The 22,312-nt window shown below is 70.2% G+C and carries 18 protein-coding genes; 2 read left to right on the forward strand and 16 right to left on the reverse strand.

The genetic code is table 11. From position 1 onward, the window contains the following. Positions 1–92: 92 nt before the first annotated feature. The 12 genes from mmsB to GLX25_RS08800 form a co-directional block, all read right to left on the reverse strand. Positions 93–1,337, reverse strand: a complete 1,245-nt coding sequence (mmsB, locus tag GLX25_RS08745) for a multiple monosaccharide ABC transporter permease (RefSeq protein ID WP_155842139.1) — start codon at positions 1,335–1,337, stop codon at positions 93–95. A 32-nt stretch (positions 1,338–1,369) separates the two neighbouring features. Continuing rightward, a complete protein-coding gene (mmsA, locus tag GLX25_RS08750; protein WP_155842140.1) occupies positions 1,370–2,896 on the reverse strand; it encodes a multiple monosaccharide ABC transporter ATP-binding protein in 1,527 nt (508 codons plus the stop codon). A 132-nt stretch (positions 2,897–3,028) separates the two neighbouring features. After that, positions 3,029–4,099 (reverse strand): multiple monosaccharide ABC transporter substrate-binding protein, encoded by a 1,071-nt coding sequence (gene chvE, locus GLX25_RS08755; RefSeq protein ID WP_155842290.1) that lies wholly within the window; start codon positions 4,097–4,099, stop codon positions 3,029–3,031. 169 nt (positions 4,100–4,268) lie between these two features. Beyond that, a complete protein-coding gene (locus GLX25_RS08760) occupies positions 4,269–5,054 on the reverse strand; it encodes an L-ribulose-5-phosphate 4-epimerase (RefSeq protein WP_240898259.1) in 786 nt (261 codons plus the stop codon). Next, the gene (locus tag GLX25_RS08765; RefSeq protein ID WP_155842141.1) at positions 5,051–5,203 is read right to left on the reverse strand and encodes a hypothetical protein; all 153 of its coding nucleotides are present in this window, start codon (positions 5,201–5,203) and stop codon (positions 5,051–5,053) included. Before GLX25_RS08765 ends, GLX25_RS08760 begins: the two co-directional genes overlap by 4 nt. Before the next feature lie 191 nt (positions 5,204–5,394). Next, positions 5,395–6,447: a LacI family DNA-binding transcriptional regulator gene (locus GLX25_RS08770; protein WP_155842142.1), complete on the reverse strand. Its 1,053-nt coding sequence runs from the start codon at positions 6,445–6,447 to the stop codon at positions 5,395–5,397. 132 nt (positions 6,448–6,579) lie between these two features. Continuing rightward, positions 6,580–8,028, reverse strand: a complete 1,449-nt coding sequence (locus GLX25_RS08775; RefSeq protein ID WP_271192513.1) for an MFS transporter — start codon at positions 8,026–8,028, stop codon at positions 6,580–6,582. Positions 8,029–8,127: 99 nt separating this feature from the next. Next, complete coding sequence (locus GLX25_RS08780; protein ID WP_155842144.1) at positions 8,128–8,958, reverse strand: aldo/keto reductase; 831 nt, start codon at positions 8,956–8,958, stop codon at positions 8,128–8,130. Positions 8,959–9,131: 173 nt separating this feature from the next. Further along, on the reverse strand, positions 9,132–10,493 hold the full coding sequence (locus GLX25_RS08785) for an APC family permease (RefSeq protein ID WP_271192515.1): 1,362 nt from the start codon (positions 10,491–10,493) through the stop codon (positions 9,132–9,134). An 87-nt stretch (positions 10,494–10,580) separates the two neighbouring features. Then, positions 10,581–11,741, reverse strand: coding sequence for a cystathionine gamma-synthase (locus GLX25_RS08790; RefSeq protein WP_155842145.1), 1,161 nt, complete (start codon positions 11,739–11,741; stop codon positions 10,581–10,583). Between the two features lie 13 nt (positions 11,742–11,754). Next, positions 11,755–13,128, reverse strand: coding sequence for a cystathionine beta-synthase (locus GLX25_RS08795; RefSeq protein ID WP_155842146.1), 1,374 nt, complete (start codon positions 13,126–13,128; stop codon positions 11,755–11,757). Positions 13,129–13,280: 152 nt separating this feature from the next. Continuing rightward, positions 13,281–14,699: a sugar porter family MFS transporter gene (locus tag GLX25_RS08800; RefSeq protein ID WP_271192530.1), complete on the reverse strand. Its 1,419-nt coding sequence runs from the start codon at positions 14,697–14,699 to the stop codon at positions 13,281–13,283. 298 nt (positions 14,700–14,997) lie between these two features. On the opposite strand from GLX25_RS08800, the gene GLX25_RS08805 reads away from it, so the two are divergent. After that, positions 14,998–15,669, forward strand: a complete 672-nt coding sequence (locus GLX25_RS08805; protein ID WP_166548632.1) for a DUF3105 domain-containing protein — start codon at positions 14,998–15,000, stop codon at positions 15,667–15,669. Next, complete coding sequence (locus GLX25_RS19145; protein WP_271192516.1) at positions 15,666–16,364, forward strand: DUF305 domain-containing protein; 699 nt, start codon at positions 15,666–15,668, stop codon at positions 16,362–16,364. The genes GLX25_RS08805 and GLX25_RS19145 overlap by 4 nt, the downstream gene beginning before the upstream one ends. A gap of 304 nt (positions 16,365–16,668) precedes the next feature. Here GLX25_RS19145 and GLX25_RS08815 read toward each other — a convergent pair whose 3' ends face one another. From GLX25_RS08815 to GLX25_RS08830, 4 genes are all read right to left on the reverse strand, one after another. Next, a complete protein-coding gene (locus GLX25_RS08815) occupies positions 16,669–18,609 on the reverse strand; it encodes an ABC transporter ATP-binding protein (protein ID WP_420837650.1) in 1,941 nt (646 codons plus the stop codon). Positions 18,610–18,757: 148 nt separating this feature from the next. Further along, a complete protein-coding gene (locus GLX25_RS08820; RefSeq protein ID WP_155842147.1) occupies positions 18,758–19,750 on the reverse strand; it encodes a carbohydrate ABC transporter permease in 993 nt (330 codons plus the stop codon). Further along, entirely contained in the window at positions 19,747–20,715 is a 969-nt protein-coding gene (locus tag GLX25_RS08825) for a carbohydrate ABC transporter permease (RefSeq protein ID WP_155842296.1), read from the reverse strand. The genes GLX25_RS08820 and GLX25_RS08825 overlap by 4 nt, the downstream gene beginning before the upstream one ends. 111 nt (positions 20,716–20,826) lie before the next feature. After that, positions 20,827–22,185, reverse strand: a complete 1,359-nt coding sequence (locus GLX25_RS08830; RefSeq protein WP_155842148.1) for an ABC transporter substrate-binding protein — start codon at positions 22,183–22,185, stop codon at positions 20,827–20,829. Positions 22,186–22,312: the final 127 nt, after the last annotated feature.

Below are 22,312 nucleotides of genomic sequence, written 5' to 3' on the forward strand. Positions count from 1 at the left end.
CAACTCCCCGAAATCCGAGGTGTTGCAGCGATCGTTAGAAGGGGCACCACGTGGCATCCGCCCCTCGCCGTCTCAGGAGGTGCTGCTGCGGGTCAGTGCCCGCCCGACCGACGCTTGTTGTACACGTCGAACGCCACCGCGAGGAGCAGCACGAGGCCCTTCACGGCCTGCTGCCACTCGATGCCGATGCCCATGATCGACATGCCGTTGTTCAGGACACCGATGATCAGGCCGCCGATGATCGCGCCGCCGATCGTGCCGACGCCGCCCTGCACCGCCGCGCCGCCGATGAACGCCGCCGAGATCGCCTCGAGCTCGAAGCCGTCGCCGGCCTTCGGACCCGCGAGGTTCAGGCGGGCCGTGAAGATGAGGCCCGCGAGCGCCGCGAGGAAGCCCATGTTCACGAACAGCCAGAAGTCGACCCGGCGGGTCTTGATGCCCGACAGCTCGGCCGCGTGGCGGTTGCCGCCGATCGCGTAGATGTGGCGGCCGAACACCGTGCGGTTCATCACGATGCTGTACACGAGCACCAGCACGCCGAGGATGATGAGCGTGACCGGGATGCCCTTGTACGACGCGAGCGCGTAGGCGAAGAACCCGATCGCCGCCGAGATGAGCACGAGCTTGGTGATGAACCAGGCGAGCGGCTCGACGTCCTGCGAGTACTTCACGCGGCCGCGGCGGGTGCGGACCTGCTGGACCACGAGGATCACGATCGCGAGCGCGCCGACGCCGAGCGTCAGCGGGTCGAGTTCGAACTCGCCGAACACGTTCGAGAGGAATCCGTTTCCGAGGGCGCGGTACTCGGTCGGGAACGAGCCGATGTTCGCGTTGCCCAGCACCACGAGTGCGAGCCCGCGGAAGATGAGCATGCCCGCCAAGGTCACGATGAACGCCGGAATGCCGACGTAGGCGATCCAGAAGCCCTGCCAGACGCCGACGAGGGCGCCGATGACGAGCGAGAGCAGCACCGCGAGCCACCACGGCAGGCCCCATTGGACGGCGAACACGCCCGAGCACGCGCCGACGAACGCGGCGACCGATCCGACCGACAGGTCGATGTGGCCGGCGATGATGACCATCACCATGCCGATCGCGAGGACGAGGATGTACCCGTTCTGGACGACCAGGTTCGAGATGTTCTGCGGACGCAGCAGGATGCCGTCGGTCAGGAACGAGAACAGCACGACCACGGCGACGAGGGCGATGAAGATGCCGTTGCGGCCGAGGTCGCTGAGGACGTGGGTCAGCCGGTCCGTGAACTTGTTCTGGACGGGGTTGATGTTGCTGCCCGCCGCGTGGGTTTCCTCGATGGTGGGGGGATTCGGATTCGACATGATGTCTCCTGAGGTGATCCGTCAGCCGCGGGCTAGCGGGGCTTTTCCATGGTCATGAGCTTGAGCATCGACTCGGGGGTCGCCTCCGCGACCGGGAGCTCCCCGGTGATGCGACCCTCCGAGAGGGCGTAGACGCGATCGCAGATGCCGAGCAGTTCGGGCAGCTCGGACGAGATCACGATGATGCCCTTCCCGGCGGCGGCGAGGCGGTTGATGATCGTGTAGATCTCGTACTTCGCGCCCACGTCGATGCCCCGCGTCGGCTCGTCGAGGATCAGCACGTCGGGGTCGGCGTAGATCCACTTCGACAGCACGACCTTCTGCTGGTTGCCGCCCGAGAGCTTGCCGGTCTTCACCAGGACGTTCGGCGCCTTGATGTTCATCGACTTGCGGTACTCGTTGGCGACCGCGTACTCCTCGTTGTCGTGCACGAGGCCGTACTTCTCGAGCTTCTTCAGCGACGCCATCGAGATGTTGCGCTTGATGTCCTCGATGAGGTTCAGGCCGTACGTCTTGCGGTCCTCGGTCGCGTACGCGATGCCGTTCTGGATCGCCTCCGCGACCGTGCGGGTCTTGATCTCCTTGCCGCGCAGGAACACCTTGCCCGAGATGCGCGACCCGTAGGAGTGGCCGAAGAGGCTCATCGCGAACTCGGTGCGCCCGGCGCCCATGAGCCCGGCGATGCCGACTATCTCGCCGGCCCGCACGTGGAGGTTGACGTTGTCGACCACGACGCGGCTCGTGTCCTGCGGGTGGTGCGCGGTCCAGTCCTCGACCCGGAGCAGCTCCTCGCCGAGGTGCGGGGTGTGGTCGGGGTACCGGTGCTCGAGGTCGCGACCCACCATGTCCTTGATGATGCGGTCCTCGGTGACATCCTGCTTCGCGATCGTCTCGATCGTCTTGCCGTCGCGGATGACGGTGACGGTGTCGGCGACCTTCTTGATCTCGTTCAGCTTGTGGCTGATGATGATCGACGTGATGCCCTGCCCCTTCAGGTGCAGGATGAGGTCGAGCAGGTGGTCGGAGTCCTCGTCGTTGAGGGCGGCCGTCGGCTCGTCAAGGATCAGGAGCTTCACGCGCTTGGAGAGCGCCTTCGCGATCTCGACGAGCTGCTGCTTGCCGACGCCGATCTCGCGGATCTTCGTCGTCGGGTTCTCCTTCAGGCCCACCCGGGCGAGGAGCTTCGACGCCTCGAAGTTCGTCTTGTTCCAGTCGATCAGACCGCCGGAGGTCTGCTCGTTGTTGAGGAAGATGTTCTCGGCGATCGACAGGTACGGGCTGAGCGCGAGCTCCTGGTGGATGATCACGATGCCCTTGGCCTCGGAGTCGGTGAGGTCCTTGAACGCGACCTCCTCGCCCTCGAAGACGATGGCGCCGTCGTAGGTGCCGTGCGGGTAGACGCCCGACAGCACCTTCATCAGCGTGGACTTGCCCGCGCCGTTCTCGCCGCAGATGGCGTGGACCTCGCCGCGCTCCACGCCCAGGTTGACGTTCGCGAGCGCCTTCACGCCGGGGAACGTCTTCGTGATGCCGCGCATCTCGAGAATGTGGTTGGTCATCCCTTGCTCCTGCTCCATCGCCGGTGTGGGGCCGGCCGGGTGGCGGATGCCGCGGCCGGGACCTGAGGCGAGAGTACTCCCGCCGCAGGCCCCGACACGCGGTGGATCATCCGTTGGGGATCAGCGGCCGTTTCAGCCGTTGATCTCCTCTTCGGTCCAGTAGCCGGAGTCGACCAGGACCTCGGTGATGTTGTCGGCCACGACGATCTCGGACTCGAGGAGGTACGAGGGCACGACCTTCACGCCGTTGTCGTAGTCGGAGGTGTTGTTGACCTCGGGCTCCTCGCCGTTCAGCAGGGCGGTCGCCATGTCCACGGCCACGGCCGCGAGGTTGCGGGTGTCCTTGAAGATGGTCGAGTACTGCTCACCGGCGTTGATGGCCTTGACCGAGTCGAGCTCGGCGTCCTGGCCGGAGATGATCGGCCACTCGTCGCCGACGGAGTAGCCGGCGTCGGTGAGGGCCGAGATGATGCCGCGCGAGAGGCCGTCGTACGGCGAGAGCACCGCGTCGACCTGCGAGCCGTCGGAGTACGTCGAGACGAGGATGTCCTCCATGCGGCTCTGCGCGACCTCGCCGTCCCAGCGGAGGATGGCGGCCTGCTCGAACTCGGTCTGGCCCGACTTCACGACGAGGGTGCCCTCGTCGATGTAGGGCTGGAGCGTGTCGATCGCGCCGTTCCAGAAGAACGTGGCGTTGTTGTCGTCGGGCGAACCGGCGAACAGCTCGATGTTGAACGGACCCTCGGGCGCGTCGGCGGCCTCGGCACCTTCGAGGTCGGTGAGGCCCAGGCCCGCGAGGAGCGAGGTGGCCTGCTGGACGCCGACGATGTAGTTGTCGAACGACGCGTAGTAGTCGACGTTCTCCGAGTCGCGGATGAGGCGGTCGTAGGCGATGACGGGGATGTCGGCGTCGGCCGCGTTCTGGAGGACCTCCGACAGCGTCGTGCCGTCGATCGAGGCGACGATCAGGGCCTCGGCGCCCTTGGTGATCATGTTCTCGATCTGGGAGACCTGCGTGGGGATGTCGTCCTCGGCGTACTGCAGGTCGACCTGGAAGCCCTGCTCCTCGAGCTGCTCCTTGACGGCGTCGCCGTCCTGGATCCAGCGCTCCGAGCTCTTGGTGGGCATCGCGACGCCGATGAGGCCGCCGTCGCCCTCTCCACCGCCGCCGCTGCCGCCCGAGCACGCGGCGAGCGCGAGCATCGAACCGGCCGCCAGCGTGGCGAGGAGCACCTTCTTCGTGGTGTTCACGGTGTGTCCTTTCACTGTGTGGTCATGGACGTCGTCGTCTTGGTGACGTTTCGGACCCGGCCTCGTCCATGACGACCGGCTCCCAGCGGCATCCGTCGTGACCTCGGATGCCGCAAGCTCTTCAGTTGCGTTTCGCCTTCGCCTTCGGGGCTCCGGCCGGGGCGTCCCGACGGGCATCCCCGGTCTGCCCGGCTGCACCTTCTCGACGGGCATCCCCGGTCTGCCCGTACACGTTCTGGTACCGGTCGTACAGCCGGTCGATCGACTCCTGCGGGATCGGGATCAGCGGGCCCGCCTCGCGTGCGAGGTGCACGGTCCGGGCGACGTCCTCGACCATGACCGCGGCCTTGACGGCGTCCTTCGCGTTCGCGCCGATCGTGAACGGGCCGTGGTTCTGCATCAGCACCGCACGCGAGCGGTGGCCGCGGAGGGTCTCGACGATGCCGCGGCCGATCGAGTCGTCGCCGATGATCGCGAACGGGCCGATCGGGATCGGCCCGCCGAACTCGTCGGCCATCGCGGTGATCACGCACGGGATCTCCTCGCCGCGCGCCGCCCAGGCGACCGCGTACGTCGAGTGCGTGTGCACGACGCCGCCGACCTCGGGCATGTTGCGGTACACGTAGGCGTGCGCCGCGGTGTCGCTCGACGGCGACCGGTCGGCGCCCGGCGTGCCGGGGATGACGTTGCCGTCCAGGTCGCAGACGATCATGTTCTCGGGCGCCAGGTCGTCGTAGCTCACGCCCGACGGCTTGATCACGAACAGGTCCGCGCCGGGCACCCGGCCCGAGACGTTGCCGCCGGTCCAGACGACGAGGCCGTACCGGGTCAGTTCGCCGTGCAGGCGGGCGACGTCCGCACGCGTGCGGGCGATGGCGACCTCGATCTGCGGTCCGAACGTCGTCATGCGGCGACCGCCGATGCGGTCGGGGCGACGGATGCCGCGGCGCGGGCGGCGGACGTTCCGAGGGCGGGGCCCGGGGTCCCCGTGGAGACGGCACCGCGCCGGGGGGCGGCCGGGCTGGTGGGCCGGCCGGGGGCGGTCGTGTCGATCACGCGGGACTCCTTCGTCGTGTGCTGCGCACGCCCTCGAGGGGGCGATGGTGGAACGTCCGGCGATGTGACGCTCCATGTGACCGTTCACATCGCGAGACTCATGTTAGCCACACGATTCGCGATCCTGTCAACCGAGTAAGGTCACGGAACGGTAACGGCGGGGACGCACCGCTCCGCGCGGTGCCGCGACCTCAGAACGACGGCGCACCGACCGAATCGCGCACGATGAGCTCGGGCACGATCGTGCCGCGGTACTCGGGCGCGGCATCGTCGAGGTCGCCGAGCAGCAGGGCCACGCAGCGCCGGCCGAGCTCGGCGAAGTCCTGCCGCACCGTGGTGAGCGGCGGCCAGAAGTGCGCCGCCTCGGGGATGTCGTCGAACCCGATGATCGACACGTCGCGCGGGATCTCGAGGCCCGCGTCGCGCACCGCGTGCATGACCCCGAGCGCCATCTGGTCGTTCGACGCGAAGATCGCCGTGAAGTCGCGCACCGTGAGCAGCTCGCGCCCGGCGTAGAAGCCGAAGTCGGCCGTCCAGTCGCCGAGGATCGGCGCCGTCGTCGGTACGTCCTGCGCGCCCATCTCGTCGAGGAAGCCGCGCATGCGCGCCTCGGCCTCGATCCAGTCCTGGGGGCCGGCGAGGTGGTAGATCGACCGGTGCCCGCGCTCGATCAGGTGCCGCGTCGCCATCCGCGCGCCCGCGATCTGGTCGACCGAGAGCGTGTGCTCCGGGTCGCGGCCGGTCGACTGCAGCGTCACGTAGGGCACGTCGATCGACAACTGCGCGAGCGTGTCGAACACGCGCACCTGCGGGGCGATCACCACGAGGCCCTCGATGCCCTGGGCCCGCAGGTACGCCAGACCGTCGGCGATCGACACCGCGTCGGACGACTCGATGTTCGCGGTGCTCACCCAGTACCCCGAGGCGCGCGCTGCCGCCTCGATCGCGGCGATGCTCGATGCCGGCCCGTAGTGCGTGCTCGACGCCGACAGGATGCCGATCGTGCGCGATCGGCTCGTGACGAGGGCGCGTGCGGCGCGGTTCGGCGTGTACTGGAGCTCGGCCATGACGTCGAGCACCCGCTGCTTGGTCTCGGGCCTGATGCTCGGGTGGTGGTTCAGCACGCGCGACACGGTCTGGTGCGACACCCCCGCGACCCGCGCGACGTCGCGGATGCTCGGGGCGCGCCCCTTCGGCGGCTCCTGCGACGGCTCTGGCACGGCGACCTCGATCGATCTCGGCATGTTCACGGTCACACATGCCGGCGACACCATTATGCACATCCCCGCGCGGAATGTGACCGTCACAATGTGACCGTCACATGAACTCGGCTTCCGCGCGGGCGCTGGCGAGCAGCCGTATGCCGGTGACGGCGCCTAGTCTCCCGGCGTCGGCGCGGCCGCCGACTCGCCCGCCGGCGTCGAGGCGCCCTGCGCGCTCCGCCGCCACCCGTCGGGCGGGCGCACGCGCGAGGCGAGCAGCACGCCGACGACGGCGATCGCGGCCGTCACGGCGAACTCGGGGGCGAACGCCCCGGCGGATGCCACGCTCGCCACGAGCGCGGTGACCGCGAGCGCCACGGCTCCGCCGAGCGACTCCCCGATCGTCAGCGCCGCACTGTTGAAGCCCTGCACCGACTGCGGCGACTGCTCGAGCACGGCCACCGAGAACCGTGGGTACATGAAGCCCATCGCGGCGCCGGCGAGCGTCCACACGACGAACACCGCCGCAGGCGGCCACCCGAAGAGCGCGATCGCGAGCACGCCGACGAGCGCGATCGCCAGCGTGAGCGCCCCGATGCGAACGACCTCGGTGTGCGACAACCGCGGATCGAGCCGCCCCTGCAGCCAGGACGCCGCCGCCCACGAGAGACCCGCGCCGGTCAGCACGGCGCCGGCGAGGCCGGCGGGGAGGTCGTAGCGCTCGATGAGCATCTTCGGCAGGTAGATCTCGGCGCCGAAGAAGGCACCCGCGACGACGGCCCGCATGAGCACGGTCGCGGGGATGCCGCGCACCGCGCGGAGCGCGCCCGGCGGCAGGAGCGGTCGCACGGCGACGACGGCGACCGCGATCGACAGCACCGCGATGATCCAGCGCCAGGGCTCGTCGAACTCCGCCGCGAGGCTGATGCCGAGGGCCGCGCCGGCCGCGAGCACCGACCAGGCGACCCGGCCGGCGCTCCACGGCACGCTCGGGTCGCCCTGCACGCGGTCGAGCACGCGCAGCAGGGGCGCGAGCATCATCAGGGCGGCGGGCAGCACGAGCGCGATCACGCCGAGGAACACCCAGCGCCAGTCGAGGTGCTCGGCGACGTACCCCGCGACGGTCGGCCCGACGATGGAGGGGATGACCCAGGCCGCGGCGAAGCCCGCGAACACGCGTGCCCGCACGGACTCGGGGTAGACGCGCGCCACGATCACGTAGAGCGGCACGATGACGGCCGCGCCGCCGATGCCGTGGACCAGCCGCCCGAGCACGAGCACCGGCATGCTCGGCGCCAGCCCGGCGATGACCAGGCCGACCACGAACAGCCCGCCGGCCGCGAGGAGCGGCGGCAGCGGGCCGGAGCGGTCGCTCCAGTTGCCCGCCACGACCATGCCGACGACGCCGGCCGCGAGGGGCACCGAGAACGCGAGGGCGTAGAGGCCCTCGCCGTCGAGGTCGGCGGCGATGATCGGCATAGCGGTGGTCACGGCGAGCACCTCGAACGCGGCGAGGAAGATGAGGGCGAACATGCCGAGCGAGAGCCACCGCCACGACTTCGCGAACACGCCCCCGGCGGGGACGGCGTCGTCGGATGGCACGGGGGTGGAGCGGTCGGTCACCTGATCGAGCCTACGTCCGCCCACCGGCATCCGCTCGCTTCGAACCGGTCGTCGTTCGGCACGACCCCGCCATCGTCAGCGGAGTGCGACGCGGACGCGCTACATCTCCTCGTGCATGTCGGGGTCGGCGCCCCACAGGCGCCCGCGCTCCAGGCCGGAGATCGCCTCGACCTCGCCGGCCTCGAGCTCGAGGTCGAACACGTCGAGGTTCTCGCGGCGGCGCGCGGCATCGGCCGACTTCGGGATCGGCACGGCACCGAGCGCGAGGTGCCAGGCGAGCACGACCTGCGCCGGCGTCGCCCCGCGACGCTCGGCGATCTCGACGATGGCGGGCTCCGCGAGCAGCTCGGTGCGCTTGGCGAGCGGGCTCCAGCTCTCGGTGCGGATCGCGTGCTCGGCGTGGTACGCGCGCAGCTCGGCCTGCGGGAAGTACGGGTGCAGTTCGACCTGGTTGACCACGGGCATCAGCCCGGTCTCGGCGAACAGGCGGTCGAGCATCGGCGGCGTGAAGTTCGAGACGCCGATCGAGCGCACCACGCCGCGCTCCTTGAGCTTGATCATCGAGCGCCAGCTGTCGACGTAGCGGTCGCGCTTCGGGTTCGGCCAGTGGATCAGGTAGAGGTCGACCCAGTCGAGGTCGAGGCGCTTGCGCGACTGCTCGAAGCTCGCGAGGGTCTCGTCGACGCCGTGGTGGCGGCCGGGCAGCTTCGTGGTCACGAACAGGTCGCTGCGGTCGACGTCGGCGCGGCGGATCGCCTCGGCCACCACCTCTTCGTTGCCGTAGTTGTACGCCGTGTCGATGAGCCGGTAGCCGTCGTGGATCGCCGAGACGATCGCGTCGACCCCCGACTGGTCGTTCAACCCGTACGTGCCGAGCCCGATCGCGGGGATCGTGTTGCCGTCTGCGAGCGCGTACGCGTGGGCAGTCATGCGGACCATCCTCTCCCGGGACCGGCCGCACATGCCAGCCGACCTGCGGCATCCGCGCCGATTCCCAGCGGAACGGATGCCTGGGGCCGCAGCCGCACCCGTCGGCGGGGCCGACGGCGGCCAGCCGGCGTGCGGCCAGGCCCGGCCGGCCGGGCCCGAGGACGGTCGAACGCCTACGGCACGGGCTCGGCGTCGGCCGCGACCACGGATGCCGCGGCATCCGCTTCGAGCGACGGCAGGCGGCTCGCCCGCACCCGGCGCACGATCGTGACGACGACGGATGCCGCGGCCAGCACGAGCGGCATGACGAGGTTCTGCCACGCCAGCACCAGCAGCCCGGCGGTGAGCACCGTCGCGACGATCGCGAGCCACCAGCCGAGCGAGAACCGGCGGAGGATGAGCGTCGCGGCGAGCATGCCGGCGGCGTAGATCGCGACCATGTTGCTCGTGTGGATGAGGATGAAGCCCGTCAGGTCGAGTTCGTTCCAGAGCATCAGGACGAAGTAGACGACGATGAGCGCCGCGGTCAGGGCGAGCGCCCGGCGGGGCACCGCGCCGTCCTCCGCACCCTTCGCGAAGAACCGGGGCAGGTCGCCGTCGCGCCCGAGCGCGGCGCCGAGCTTGCCGAACGCGGGCAGGTAGGCGTTGAGCACGCCGACCGTGACGATCGCGGCGACGATCGCCACGAGGACCGACCCGATGCCCGGGGCCGTGGTCTCGACGAGGTCGAGCAGCGGCACCTGGCTCGCGCCCGCGCGGTCGCCGAGCACGCCGACGGTCGCGAACTGCAGCGCGAGGTAGCCGACGCCGACCAGTGCGATCGCGATGCCCGTGGCGATCGGGATGATGCGGCGCGGGTCGCGGAACTCGCCGGCGATGTGCGTGCCGACCTCCCAGCCGGCGAAGGCCCAGACGAAGAGGCTGATGGCGACGCCGACGCCGCCCCAGCCGTTCGGGAGGAACGGGGTGAAGTTCGCCGCGTCGGCCGCCGGGAAGGTGACCGCGACGACGCCCACGACGACCGCGAGGAGCAGGCCCGTGAGCACGAACTGCACCCAGCCGGCGACGCGCACCCCGAACCAGTTGGCGACGAGCGGCGGGAGGAAGACCGCGAAGCCGATGACCGGCACGGCGGCGCGATCGACGCCGAGGACCGCGACGACGTACTCGCCGCCGAGGATCGCGACGACGGGCGCGCCGACGCAGACGCCGAAGAAGAACCAGTACCCCGTCATGCGGGCCGCGGTCGGGCCGAGCGCCCGGCGGACGTAGCTGGCGACGCCGCCCGGGTCGGGGAAGCGGGAGGCCAGCGCGGCGAACGTGCCGGCGAGCGGGATCGACAGCACGAGCACCGCCGCGACGGCGAGGACCGACGCGGGACCGGCGGCCTGCGCGGCGAGCCCCGGCAGGACCAGGATGCCGGTGCCGAGCACGCTCGCGACGTAGAGGGCCGTGCCCTGGACGAGGCCCAGCCGGCCGTGATGCGCTGCTGCGGCGCCGACCGGGGGCGCGACATCCAGGGTTCTCGTACTCACCAGATCATCGTGGCGGATGCCACCGACACGCGCGCTGGCAGGAACGACAGTGTTCGTCGAATTCCTGCCACCCTGCCCGGGCGGTCCCTAGACGCGCCCGAGCGCCCCGTCGATGTCGGCGAGCAGGTCGTCGACGTCCTCGATGCCGACCGACAGGCGCACGATCGACTCGGGCACCTCGGCCTCGGTGCCCTTGACCGACGCGTGCGTCATCTCCGACGGGTAGTTCACGAGCGACTCCACGCCGCCGAGCGACTCCGCGAGCGTGAACAGCTCGGTCGACTCCGCGAACCGGCGCGCGGCATCGCCGCCGCCCGCGAGGTCGATCGACACCATGCCGCCGAAGCCCGACATCTGGCGCGCGGCCAGCGAGTGCCCGGGGTGCGATTCGAGGCCGGGGTAGAGCACCCGGCCGACCGCAGGATGCTCGTCGAGCCGCCGGGCGATCGCGAGCGCGTTCTGGCTGTGCCGCTGCATTCGGATGCCCAGGGTCTTGATGCCGCGCGTCGTGAGGAACGCGTCGAACGGCGCCGACACCGCGCCGGCCGCGAACTGCGTGAAGCCGACGCGCTCGGCGAGCTCCTCCTGCCCGGGCGCGAACACGAGCGCGCCGCCGACGACGTCGGAGTGGCCGCCGAGGTACTTCGTGGTCGAGTGCACGATGACGTGCGCGCCGAGCCCGATCGGCTGCTGCAGCGCCGGGCTCGCGAACGTGTTGTCGACGACGACCGTGAGCCCCGCCTCGTCACCGAGCTCGGCGAGCGCTGCGATGTCGGAGATCTTCATGAGCGGGTTCGACGGCGTCTCGACCCAGAGCACCTTCGTCGTGCCGAGCTCGATCGCCCCGCGCACCGCGTCGAGGTCGCTCGTGTCGACCGTCGAGTGCCGGACGCCCCAGTCGCCGAAGATCCGGCGGATGAGGCGGTGCGTGCCGCCGTACACGTCGTTGCCGATGACGACGTGGTCGCCCGGCGTCAGGATCGTGCGGAGCAGCGCGTCCTCCGCAGCGAGACCCGACGCGAACGACAGGCCGCGGATGCCGCCCTCGAGCGCCGCGAGCTGGGTCTCGAGTGCGGTGCGCGTCGGGTTGCCGCCGCGCGAGTACTCGTAGCCGCCGCGGAGGCCCCCGATGCCGTCCTGTGCGTACGTCGAGGTCACGTGGATGGGCGGGATGACCGCGCCCGTCGTGGGGTCGAACTCCTGGCCCGCGTGGATCGCGCGAGTGTCGAAGCCTGCGTCGTGGTGCATGGTTCCCGGCCCTTCAGGAGGAGAGGTACGAAAGGAGGTCGGTGCGCGTGATCACGCCGAGCGCCTTGCCGCCGTCGGTCACGAGCATCGCAGGCGCCTCGCCGAACGCCTGGCGCGCGGTCGCCACGGGCTCGTTCACGCCGATGAGCGGCAGCGCGTCGCCGACGACCGCCGACACCTCGTCGGTGAGCTTCGCGCGGCCGGAGAAGACCTGCTCGAGCAGCTCGTCCTCATGCAGCGCGCCGACGACCTCGCCGAGCACGACGGGCGGCTCGGCCGACAGCACGACGAGCTGCGAGACGCCGGACTCGGTCATCCGGTCGATCGCCTCGCGCACCGTGTCGTTCGGGTGCACGTAGACGAGCGGCGCCGTGCGGTCGGCCTTCGCCGCAAGGATGTCGCGGATCGTGTGCCCTGCGGGCGCGTTGCCGAAGCCGTAGGCGCGCAGCCACTTGTCGTTGAAGATCTTGCCGAGGTACCCGCGCCCCGAGTCGGGCAGGAGCACCACGAAGACGTCGTCCTCCGTCACCTCGGGCCGCGACGCGGCCTTCAGCGCCGCGACGACGGCCATGCCGCTCGACCCGCCGACGAGGATCCCCTCCTCGCGCGCGAGCCGACGCGTCATGTCGATCGACTCGGCGTCGGTGACGGCGATGATCTCGTGCGGCACGCTCGGGTCGTACGCCGTCGGCCAGAAGTCCTCGCCGACGCCCTCGACGAAGTACGGCCGCCCGGTGCCGCCCGAGTAGACCGAGCCCTCCGGGTCGGCGCCGATGATGCGCACCGAGTCGCCCGAGACCTCGCGGAGGTACCGGCCGGTGCCCGTGATCGTGCCGCCCGTGCCGACGCCGGCCACGAAGTGCGTGACCGTCCCGTCGGTGTCGCGCCAGATCTCGGGGCCCGTCGTCTCGTAGTGCGAGAGCGGGCCGTTGGGGTTCGAGTACTGGTCGGGCTTGAACGCGCCGGGGATCTCGCGGGCGAGCCGGTCGGAGACGCCGTAGTACGACTCGGGGCTGTCGGGGGCGACCGCCGTGGGCGTCACGACGACCTCGGCACCGTACGCCTGCAGCACGTTCCGCTTGTCCTCCGAGACCTTGTCGGGGCAGACGAACACGCAGCGGTAGCCGCGCTCCTGCGCGACGAGCGCGAGCCCGACGCCCGTGTTGCCCGAGGTCGGCTCGACGATCGTGCCGCCCGGCTTCAGCTTGCCCTCGCGCTCGGCCGCATCGATGATGTTGCGCGCGATGCGGTCCTTCGAGGAGCCGCCCGGGTTCAGGTACTCGAGCTTGACGAGCACCGTGGCATCCGTCACGCCCTCGGTCACCCGGTTCAACTTGACCAGGGGCGTGTTGCCGACGAGTTCGGTGATGTGGGCTGCGTACTTCATTCCGCTGGTTCGTTCCTTGGTGTCGTGTGCGTCGAGGGGCGCCCGTTCGGCGCCCGACGCGAGGGAAGGGGTCGCGCGTTCAGCGACGACAACACCGGCACGAGAGGCTCACCCGGCCAGCCTAGCGAATGACGGATGCCTCGTGGCAGGCCTCACCCGTCGGTCGCGCCGGCACCGGCGCGACGACGCGCGGAGCCCTTGGGCGGCAGCAGCGTCTCCGACTCCTCCAGCGACATCCCGTTCGTCTCCGGGATCTTCGCGAGCACGAAGAAGAAGGAGAGCGCGGCGAAGGTCGCGTACATGCCGTACGTCAGGAGGAGCGAGGTGTTCGCCAGCAGCGGGAACGTCACGGTCACGACGAAGTTCGCGATCCACTGCGCGGCGGCGGCGAGGCCGAGCGCGCGGGCGCGGATGCGGTTCGGGAAGATCTCGCCGAGCAGCACCCACACCAGCGGACCCCACGAGAAGCCGAAGAACACGACGAAGAGGTTCGCCGCGACGAGCGCGATCGGTCCCCAGGCGCCGGGGAGCGAGATGTCCTCACCGGAGCCGCTCGCGTTGCCGAACGCGAGCGCCATCGTCGCGAGCGAGATCGTCATGCCCGCCGACCCGACGAGGAGCAGCGGCCGCCGCCCGACCCGGTCGACGAGCGCGATCGCGATGAAGGTCACGAGGATGTTCGTGATCGACGTGAACACGCTGATCGCGAAGGCGTTCGACTCGTCGAAGCCGACCGCGCTCCACAGCGTCGTGGAGTAGTAGAAGATCACGTTGATGCCGACGAACTGCTGGAACACCGACAGCAGGATGCCGATCCAGACGATGCCGCGGAGGCCGAACACGGGCCCGCGCAGCGCGCCCTTCGCCTGCTTGGCCTCGGCGTCGGCCTTCATGGTGTTCCGGATGTCGCGGACGGCGCGCTCCACCTCGCCGGGCTGGATGCGCTCGAGGACGACGCGTGCCTCGTCCTCCTTCTCCACGCGTATGAGGTAGCGGGGCGACTCCGGCAGCGAGAACGCGATGAGGCCGTACGCGACGCTCGGCACGATGCCCGCGAGGAACATCCAGCGCCAGGCGTCGAGGCCGAACCAGAACGGCTCCGCGGCACCGCCCGCCGCCCACGCGAACACCGCGTCCGAGAGCAGGGCGGTGAAGATGCCGAACACGATCGCGAGCTGCTGCAGCGACGCGAGCCGTCCGCGCGCCCGCCGCGGCGAGATCTCGGCGATGTAGGCCGGCGAGACGACCGACGCGATGCCGATGCCGAGGCCGCCGATGACGCGCCACACGATGAGGTCCCACACGCCGAGCGCGAGGCCCGACCCGATCGCGGAGATGAGGAACAGGCTCGCCCCGAGGATCATGACGGGGATGCGGCCGAACCGGTCGGCGAGGCGGCCCGCGAGCTCGGCCCCGAGCGCGCACCCGAGCAGGGCGCTCGCGATCGCGAGCCCCGTGAGCCCCGCCGACAGGCTGAACTCCTGCTCGATCGCGTCGACCGCGCCGTTCACCACCGACGAGTCGAAGCCGAACAGGAAGCCGCCGACCGCGCCCGCGACGGCGAGCGCGATGACGCGCCGGTTGAGGCCGCTCCCCCGGCCGGCGCCGCTCTCGTCGGGCCCGTCCGCATCGGCGACCGCGACGTCCGGATGATCGATGTCCCCGCTCACGCGCCGACCTCCCCCGCCGGCATCCGACCCGGACCGCTCGAGCGGTCCGCACGCGGTCGCCCCGCGCCGGCATCTCGGATGCTAGACCCGGGCTCGACGGGATCCGCGGCGGCGCACGGGTGACGGCGTTCTCCCAGCCCGATACGTTCGTATTGAGTACCCCGTCCCGTATCTCCACCCCGCTCGAGGAAGGCCCCGCGTGAGCGCGACCCAGCCCGGAAAGAAGCCCACCGTCAAGCAGCAGCGCGCCGCGGAGCGCGAGCGCAAGCTCGAGGCGTACCGCAAGCGCGAGGCGCAGATGAAGCGGAACCGCCTCATCGCGATCTGGAGCTCGGTCGGCGTCGGCGTCGCGATCATCGCGCTCATCGTCACCTCGATCGCGCTCACGCCGCGGGCCGCGAACTACACCGCCGGCGGCGAGGGCGCCGAGATCGAGGGGGTCGAGACCTTCGAGAACGCGTCGGAGCACGTCGAGGGCGTCGTCGACTACGAGCAGACGCCGCCCGCGGGCGGCCAGCACAACCCCGCGTGGCTGAACTGCGGCGTCTACGAGGAGCCCGTGCCGAACGAGAACGCGGTGCACTCGCTCGAGCACGGCGCGATCTGGGTCACCTACGACGCCGACGCCCTCTCCGACGACGACATCTCGACGCTCCGCTCGAAGCTCCCGAGCACGTACGTGATCCTCTCGCCCTTCGAGGGCCTGCCCTCCCCGGTCGTGCTGAGCGGCTGGAACTCCCAGCTCCAGGTCGACGGCGTCGACGACCCGCGCATCGAGGACTTCCTCGAGGAGTACTGGCAGAGCCAGAACGTCCCCGAGCCCGGCGCGCCCTGCACCGGCGCCATCGACGGCCCCGGCAAGGTCGCGTGAGCGTCGGGCACGAGGACCACGACGAGCGGCCCCGCCGCTCGGGCATCGGCCGCTGGGCCGTGGTGCTCGCGGCATCCGTCGCCGTCATCGCCGTGGCCGGCGCGGCCTTCGCGATCGGCCGGCTCTCGACGCTCGGCGAGGAGACGCCGTCGAACGCGAGCGCCGAAGCCGGCTTCGCGCGGGACATGCAGGTGCACCACCAGCAGGGCGTCGAGCTCGCGATGATCGTGCGCGACGCCACCGACGACCCCGACGTGCGGCTGCTCGGCTACGACATCGCGATCGCGCAGGCCCAGCAGGCCGGGCAGATGTACGGCTGGCTCGCCGAGTGGGGCCTGCCGCAGGCCGGTTCGGAGCCGTCGATGACGTGGATGACGCAGCCCTCCGCCGACGGAAGCACGCACGACGGGCACGACGGCGACGGATCGGGCGGCGCCGCGCACGTCCCCGGCGAGCCGATGCCCGGGCTCGCCACCCCCGAGCAGGTCGCCGAGCTCCGCGAGCTGGAGGGCGTCGAGGCCGAGCGCAGGTTCCTCGAGCTCATGATCGCCCACCACGAGGGTGCGGTCGTCATGGCCGAGGCGGTCCTCGACCGGTCGACCTACCCGGTCGTGGTCTCGCTCGCCGAGTCGATCATCCTGAGCCAGGAGGCCGAGATCGCCCTCATGGAGGACATGCTCGCCGAGCGCTCCTAGCGCGCCGCGGGCGGGGCGCGGCGCGGGCGGGGCGCCCGCCTCCTCCGCCGTCTCGCCGAGCGCGTGCAGATCCGACGAGCGCGTTTGCGTACGCAGACACGCTCGTCGGATCCACACGCGTTCGCGGAGGGATGATGCACGGGGCTGGCGCGGCACCAGTCACCTGGGCGAGTGCGCGTTTTCGCGACACGTGCGCGGGGTGTGCGCTGCGCACTCGTCGCGATGCCGCGCAACGCGCGAACGGCGAGGGCGCCGGCGCACGGCGCGCGCGGCGCGTGCGGCGGGGCCGCGGGGGCCGCGCAGCTCAGACGGTCGGCACCTCGGGCTGCTCGGCCTGCTGCCGGTAGAGCGAGGCGTAGACGCCGCCCTGGGCGAGCAGCTCGGCGTGCGTGCCGCGCTCGGCGATGCGGCCGGCGACGACGACGAAGATCACGTCGGCCGACACGACCGTCGAGAGACGGTGCGCGATGGCGATCGTCGTGCGGCCGCGCGAGGCGTCGTCGAGCGCGGCCTGGACGACGCGCTCGCTGATGGTGTCGAGCGCGCTCGTCGCCTCGTCGAGCACGAGCACCGCCGGATCCTTCAGCAGCACGCGCGCGATCGCGATGCGCTGCTTCTCGCCGCCCGAGAGGCGATAGCCGCGCTCGCCCACGACCGTGTCGTAGGCCTCGGGGAACGACGCGATCGTCTCGTGGATGTTCGCCGCCCGCGCCGCCGCCTCGAGCTCGGCGTCGGTCGCATCGGGCTTCGCGTAGCGCAGGTTCTCGGCGATCGACGCGTGGAAGAGGTAGGTCTCCTGGCTCACGACGCCGATGTTCGACACGAGCGACTCGTGCTCGAGGTCGCGCACGTCGACGCCCGCGAAGCGCACCGCCCCACCCGTCGCCTCGTAGAGCCGCGGGACCAGGTAGGACACCGTCGTCTTGCCCGCGCCGCTCGGCCCGACGAAGGCGGCGTACTGCCCCGGCTCGATCGTGAACGACACGTCGTCGAGGGTGGGCCGACCGTCGTCGTCGGCGTCGGGGTACCGGAACGAGACGTGGTCGAACTCGACGCGGCCGAGGAGCGGCCGGCCCGAGGCATCCGTCGTCACCGCCGGAGGCACCGGGCGCGCGTCGGGCGCATCGGTGATCGCCGGCCGCAGGTCGAGGTACTCGAAGATGCGCGCGAAGAGCGCGCCCGAGGTCTGCAGGTCGAGCGCCACGCGCATGAGCGCCATGAGCGGGAACAGGAGGCGCGCCTGCACCGTGGTGAAGGCCACGATCGTGCCGGCCGAGATGTCGGTCGTGCCGCCCGTGATGAGCCAGCCCGACGCGAGGTACACGATCGCCGGGATCGCCGACATGAAGATGCCGACCATCGCGAAGAACCACTGGCCCGTCATCTGCTGGCGCACCTGGAGGGCGATCTGGTTGTCGTTCTCGTCGCTGTAGCGCGCGATCTCGCTGCGCTGCCGCGTGAAGCTCTTGGAGAGCAGGATGCCCGACACCGACAGGGTCTCCTGCGTGATCGCCGTCATCTCGGAGAGGGACTCCTGCGTCTTCGCCGCGATGCGCGCGCGCACCTGGCCGACCCGGCGCTGCGCGATGACCATGACCGGCAGCAGCACGAGCGCGATGAGCGTGAGCTGCCAGTTGAGCAGGAGCATCGCCACGAACGCGGCGAGCACGGTGACCGTGTTGCCGAGCACGCTCGAGACCGTGTTGGTGAGCACGGATGCCACGCCGCCGACGTCGTTCTGCAGGCGCGACTGGATGACGCCCGTCTTCGTGCGCGTGAAGAAGCTGAGCTCCATGCGCTGGAGGTGCGTGAACATCCGCACTCGGAGCGCACCCATCACCCGGTTGCCGACGGTGGCCGTGAGCCAGGTCTGCCAGACGCCGAGGAGCGAGGAGACGACGAACACCGCGAGCATCGCGACGACGATCGCCGTGAGGACGGGCAGGTTCGGGCTCATCACCTGCCCGTCGGCTCCGACCGGGAAGAGCCCCTCGTCGAAGGCCCGCTCCGTGAGCAGCGGCGGGATGACGCTGAACGCGGCGCTCACGAGCACCAGGACGATCGTGGTCGTCAGCGCGACCTTGTGCGGGGCGAACAGCTCGGCGATGCGGCGCATGAGGTGCGGGATCTTCGGCGCCTCCGCGTTCTCGGCGCGCTGCGCCGACTCGTCGACCCCGCTGATACGGGTGCGGGGCTTGCCCATCCGCCCCGACTGCCCGCCCGGGGCGCTCGCGTGCATGCTCATGCATCGAGCCTAGGCGGGCCCGCCGACGGGTCGGCCGCCCGGTCCCCGCCCGACTGCGGCCGTTCGCGGACGGCGTGACGGCGGGGCGGATGCCTCGGCATCCGCCCCGCCGACGTGCGACGGATGCCGCGGCATCCGCCCCGTTCGCTCAGCCCTTCGTCGCGCCCGCCAGGAGGCCTCGCACGAAGTACCTCTGGAGGCTGAAGAACACGATGAGCGGGATGACGATCGAGATGAACGCGCCCGCCGTGAGGAGCTCCCACGCCTGGCCTCTCGTACCGGTCAACTCCGCCAATCGCTGGGTGAGTGGCGCGACGTCCTGTGTGCCGCCGGAGAAGATCAGCGCCACGAGCAGGTCGTTCCACACCCAGATGAACTGGAAGATCGCGAACGACGCGATGGCCGGGGTGGCCAGCGGCAGCACGATGCGGAAGAAGATCTGCCCGTGCGTGGCGCCGTCCACTCGCGCCGCCTCGATGACGTCGCCGGGGATCTCGGAGATGAAGTTGTGCAGCAGGAAGATGGCCAGCGGCATCGCGAACATCGCGTGCGCGAGCCACACCGGTGCGTAGTTCTGCTCCGGGATGATCGGGACCACGTCGTGCAGCCACGCCTGCATCGGCCGCAGCCAGATCGAGAAGGTCTGCAGGAGCGGCACGAGGGCCATCTGCAGCGGCACGATCTGGAGGGCGAACACGAAGATGAACAGCGCGTTCGCGCCCCGGAACTTGATCCACGCGAACGCGTACGCGGCCATCGTCGCGAGCACGAGCGGGATCAGGGTGCCGAGCAGGGTGATCGCGATCGAGTTCACGATGTACGCGCCGAGCTGCGGCGACGACGCCGACGGCGAGAGCAGGACCTCGGCGTAGTTGTCGAACGTGAAGCCCGGGTTCTGGAAGATCGTCCACCACCCGGTCGTGCGGATCAGCTCCGCGGGCCGGAACGAGGAGATGAAGAGGCCGAACGTCGGGATCGTCCACAGGACGGCGATGATGAGGGAGACGATCGTGGCGGTGCGCGAGGTCAGGCGCTTCTTGACCCGCGCCGTCTTCGGCCGGCCGTATTCCGCTTCCTCGGCGGCCTCGAGCGATCCCTTGTCCTTGCTGACCGGGAGGTCGGCGGGTGCGACGCTGCTCATCGGATCTCCCTCTGCTTCCGGAGGACGTTGACGTTGTAGATGACGATCGGCATCACGAGCAGGAAGAGGATCAGCGCCAGTGCGGAGCCTCGTCCGATCTCGCTCGCGCGGAACGCCTGGGTGTACATCTCGTTCGCGATGACGCTCGTGTTGAAGTTTCCGGCGGTCATCGTACGGACGATGTCGAAGACCTTCAGCGTCGCGATGGAGATCGTGGTGACGACCACGACCAGGGCCCCTCGGATGCCCGGGATCGTGACGTTCAGGAAGCGCTGCCACGCGTTCGTGCCGTCGAGCTGCGCCGCCTCGATCTGCTCGGTCGGCACGCCCTTGATGGCGGCGCTCAGGAGCACCATCGCGAAGCCCGTCTGGATCCAGATCATGACGACGATCAACAGGAACGTGTTGATCGGGTCGGTCTGGAGCCATTGGACGGGTTCGCCGCCGAACGTCACGACGAGCGCGTTCAGGAGGCCGATCTGGTCGCGCTCGCCCGAGCGGTACTCGTAGACGAAGCGCCAGATGATGCCGGCGCCCACGAACGAGATCGCGATCGGCATGAACAGGATCACCTTGTAGTACTTCTCGCCGCGCGACTTGTCGATGAAGACCGCGTAGGCGAGGCCGATCGCCGTGGAGATCGTCGGCACGAGCAGCACCCAGATGATCGTGTTGATCAGGGTCCGGATCGCCGTGGGTTGCGTGAACGTCCAGATGAAGTTGTCCATCGTGAACGCGCCGCCGGAGTCCTGGAAGGCCAGGATGCTCGTGCGGATCGCCGGGTACACGAGGCCGACGGCGAGGAAGAGCAGCGCCGGGGTGAGGAATCCCGCGAGCTGCCAGTAGTCACGGCCCCGTTTCGGGGCCTTGTCGATGAAGAAGATCAGGAGGCCGATGATCGCCGCGAAGATCGCGAGCCCCATCACCACCTGGAGGATCTTGCCGAGCAGGTCGCCCGTGGTCATCATGCCTCCCGGTTCGTCGTTGAATCTGGGGGTCCCGAGGGGCGGGGTGCCTCACCCCGCCCCTCGGTCATACCGCGTGCGACCCGTGGGGCGCGCGCGGCGCGCGGACGATCAGCTGCTGGGCCAGCTGGCCTCGATCGTGTCGAGCACCGACTCGGTGCTGTCACCGCTCACCCAGGCCACGATGCCCTTCCAGAAGGAATCGGCGCCGACGGCACCGGGCATCAGGTCGGAGCCGTCGAACCGGAACGTGGTCTCGGGGTCCTGGAGGATCTCGATGGACTGCACGAGCAGCTCGCTCGACGCGTTCTCGGGGTCGACGCCCTGGTTGGCGCTGATGACGCCGCCCAGGCTGACGCGGTTGTTCGCCCACGTGTCGCTCGAGAGGAACGTGCGCACCGCCTCGACCTCCTCGGCCTCGGTGAAGGCCACGACGATCTCGCCGCCACCGGTCACCGACAGCGGGTCGTCGGCGTCGGCCGGCGGGAGCAGGAAGCCGAACACGGTCCCGTCGGAGGCCACGGTGTTCTCGTCGCCGCCCTCGGGGTTCCAGAAGGTCTCGTAGAACGACGCCTGGTGGTGCAGCGAGCACTCGCCGTCGAGGATCGGCAGGCCGGCCGTCTGGAACGCCTCGGTGATCTGCGTCGACACGTCTCCGATGCCGCCGTTGACCATGTCGTCGTTCTTCAGGTACTCGCCCACCGCGTCGAAGGCCTCGGCCACCTGCGGGTCGTTGAACGGGATCTCGTGGGTCACCCACTGGTCGTACACGTCGGCGCCGTGCAGGCGCAGCATGTAGTCCTCGACCCAGTCGGTGCCGGGCCAGCCGGTCGCCTCACCGGACTCCAGGCCGACGCACCACGGCTTGTGGTCGCCCTCGTCGGCGATCGTCTGCGCCAGGTCGGAGAGTTCGTCGAGGGTCTGCGGGATCTCGTAGCCCTTCTCCTCGAACTCCGCCGGCGAGTACCAGACGTAGCCCTTGATGCTCGCCATGAGCGGGGCGCCGTAGAAGGTGTCGTTGTAGGTGCCGTAGCCCTTCCAGTCCTCCGACCACCATTCGTCGACGTTGGCCTCGACCGACTCGGAGCCGGGGATCAGCCAACCGCCGTCCGCGAGCCGCTGGACGAGTCCGGGCTGGGGCACGAAGCCGATGTCGGGTGCGTTGCCGCCCTCGGCCAGGACCGCGATCTGCGCCTCGAACTCGCTCGAGCCCTGGTAGTCGATCGAAATGCCGGTGCAGGTCGCGAAGTCGGACCAGGATTCGACGAGCCGATCGGCCTCGAGGTCGAGGATCGTTCCACCGATCGTGACCTCGGCGCCGTCGAAGGTGCCGTACTCCTCGTAGTCCGCGCAGTCGACGTCGCCCGCGTCCTCGCTCGCGATGTCGCCGGTACACGCCGTGAGCGCCAGGCCGGCCGCCGCGGCCACCGCGACGGGGGCCGCCCAACGGCGATGCCGTGTGAGTCTCATGTCATCTCCTCGTTGAGTGTGGTGCAGGGCGGAACCGGGAACCGGTTCCAGACCCCACGCTAGGCGACCGCGGCGGCGGCGGGCAAGGGTTGGCCGGGTCACGATCGCGTGACGGATGGCTCGGGTG

Source organism: Agromyces luteolus (assembly GCF_009729855.1).
In the GTDB taxonomy this organism is placed as follows: Bacteria; Actinomycetota; Actinomycetes; order Actinomycetales; family Microbacteriaceae; genus Agromyces; species Agromyces luteolus.

Coding starts and splice junctions, on each gene's coding strand:
- GLX25_RS08760 (WP_240898259.1), bottom strand. CDS start 5,054: ATGACGACGTTCGGACCGCAGATCGAGGTCGCCATCGCCCGCACGCGT.
- mmsB (WP_155842139.1), bottom strand. CDS start 1,337: ATGTCGAATCCGAATCCCCCCACCATCGAGGAAACCCACGCGGCGGGC.
- GLX25_RS08780 (WP_155842144.1), bottom strand. CDS start 8,958: ATGACTGCCCACGCGTACGCGCTCGCAGACGGCAACACGATCCCCGCG.
- GLX25_RS08815 (WP_420837650.1), bottom strand. CDS start 18,609: ATGAGCATGCACGCGAGCGCCCCGGGCGGGCAGTCGGGGCGGATGGGC.
- GLX25_RS08770 (WP_155842142.1), bottom strand. CDS start 6,447: ATGCCGAGATCGATCGAGGTCGCCGTGCCAGAGCCGTCGCAGGAGCCG.
- GLX25_RS08795 (WP_155842146.1), bottom strand. CDS start 13,128: ATGAAGTACGCAGCCCACATCACCGAACTCGTCGGCAACACGCCCCTG.
- GLX25_RS08825 (WP_155842296.1), bottom strand. CDS start 20,715: ATGACCACGGGCGACCTGCTCGGCAAGATCCTCCAGGTGGTGATGGGG.
- GLX25_RS08830 (WP_155842148.1), bottom strand. CDS start 22,185: ATGAGACTCACACGGCATCGCCGTTGGGCGGCCCCCGTCGCGGTGGCC.
- GLX25_RS08790 (WP_155842145.1), bottom strand. CDS start 11,741: ATGCACCACGACGCAGGCTTCGACACTCGCGCGATCCACGCGGGCCAG.
- chvE (WP_155842290.1), bottom strand. CDS start 4,099: ATGCTCGCGCTCGCCGCGTGCTCGGGCGGCAGCGGCGGCGGTGGAGAG.
- mmsA (WP_155842140.1), bottom strand. CDS start 2,896: ATGACCAACCACATTCTCGAGATGCGCGGCATCACGAAGACGTTCCCC.
- GLX25_RS08820 (WP_155842147.1), bottom strand. CDS start 19,750: ATGAGCAGCGTCGCACCCGCCGACCTCCCGGTCAGCAAGGACAAGGGA.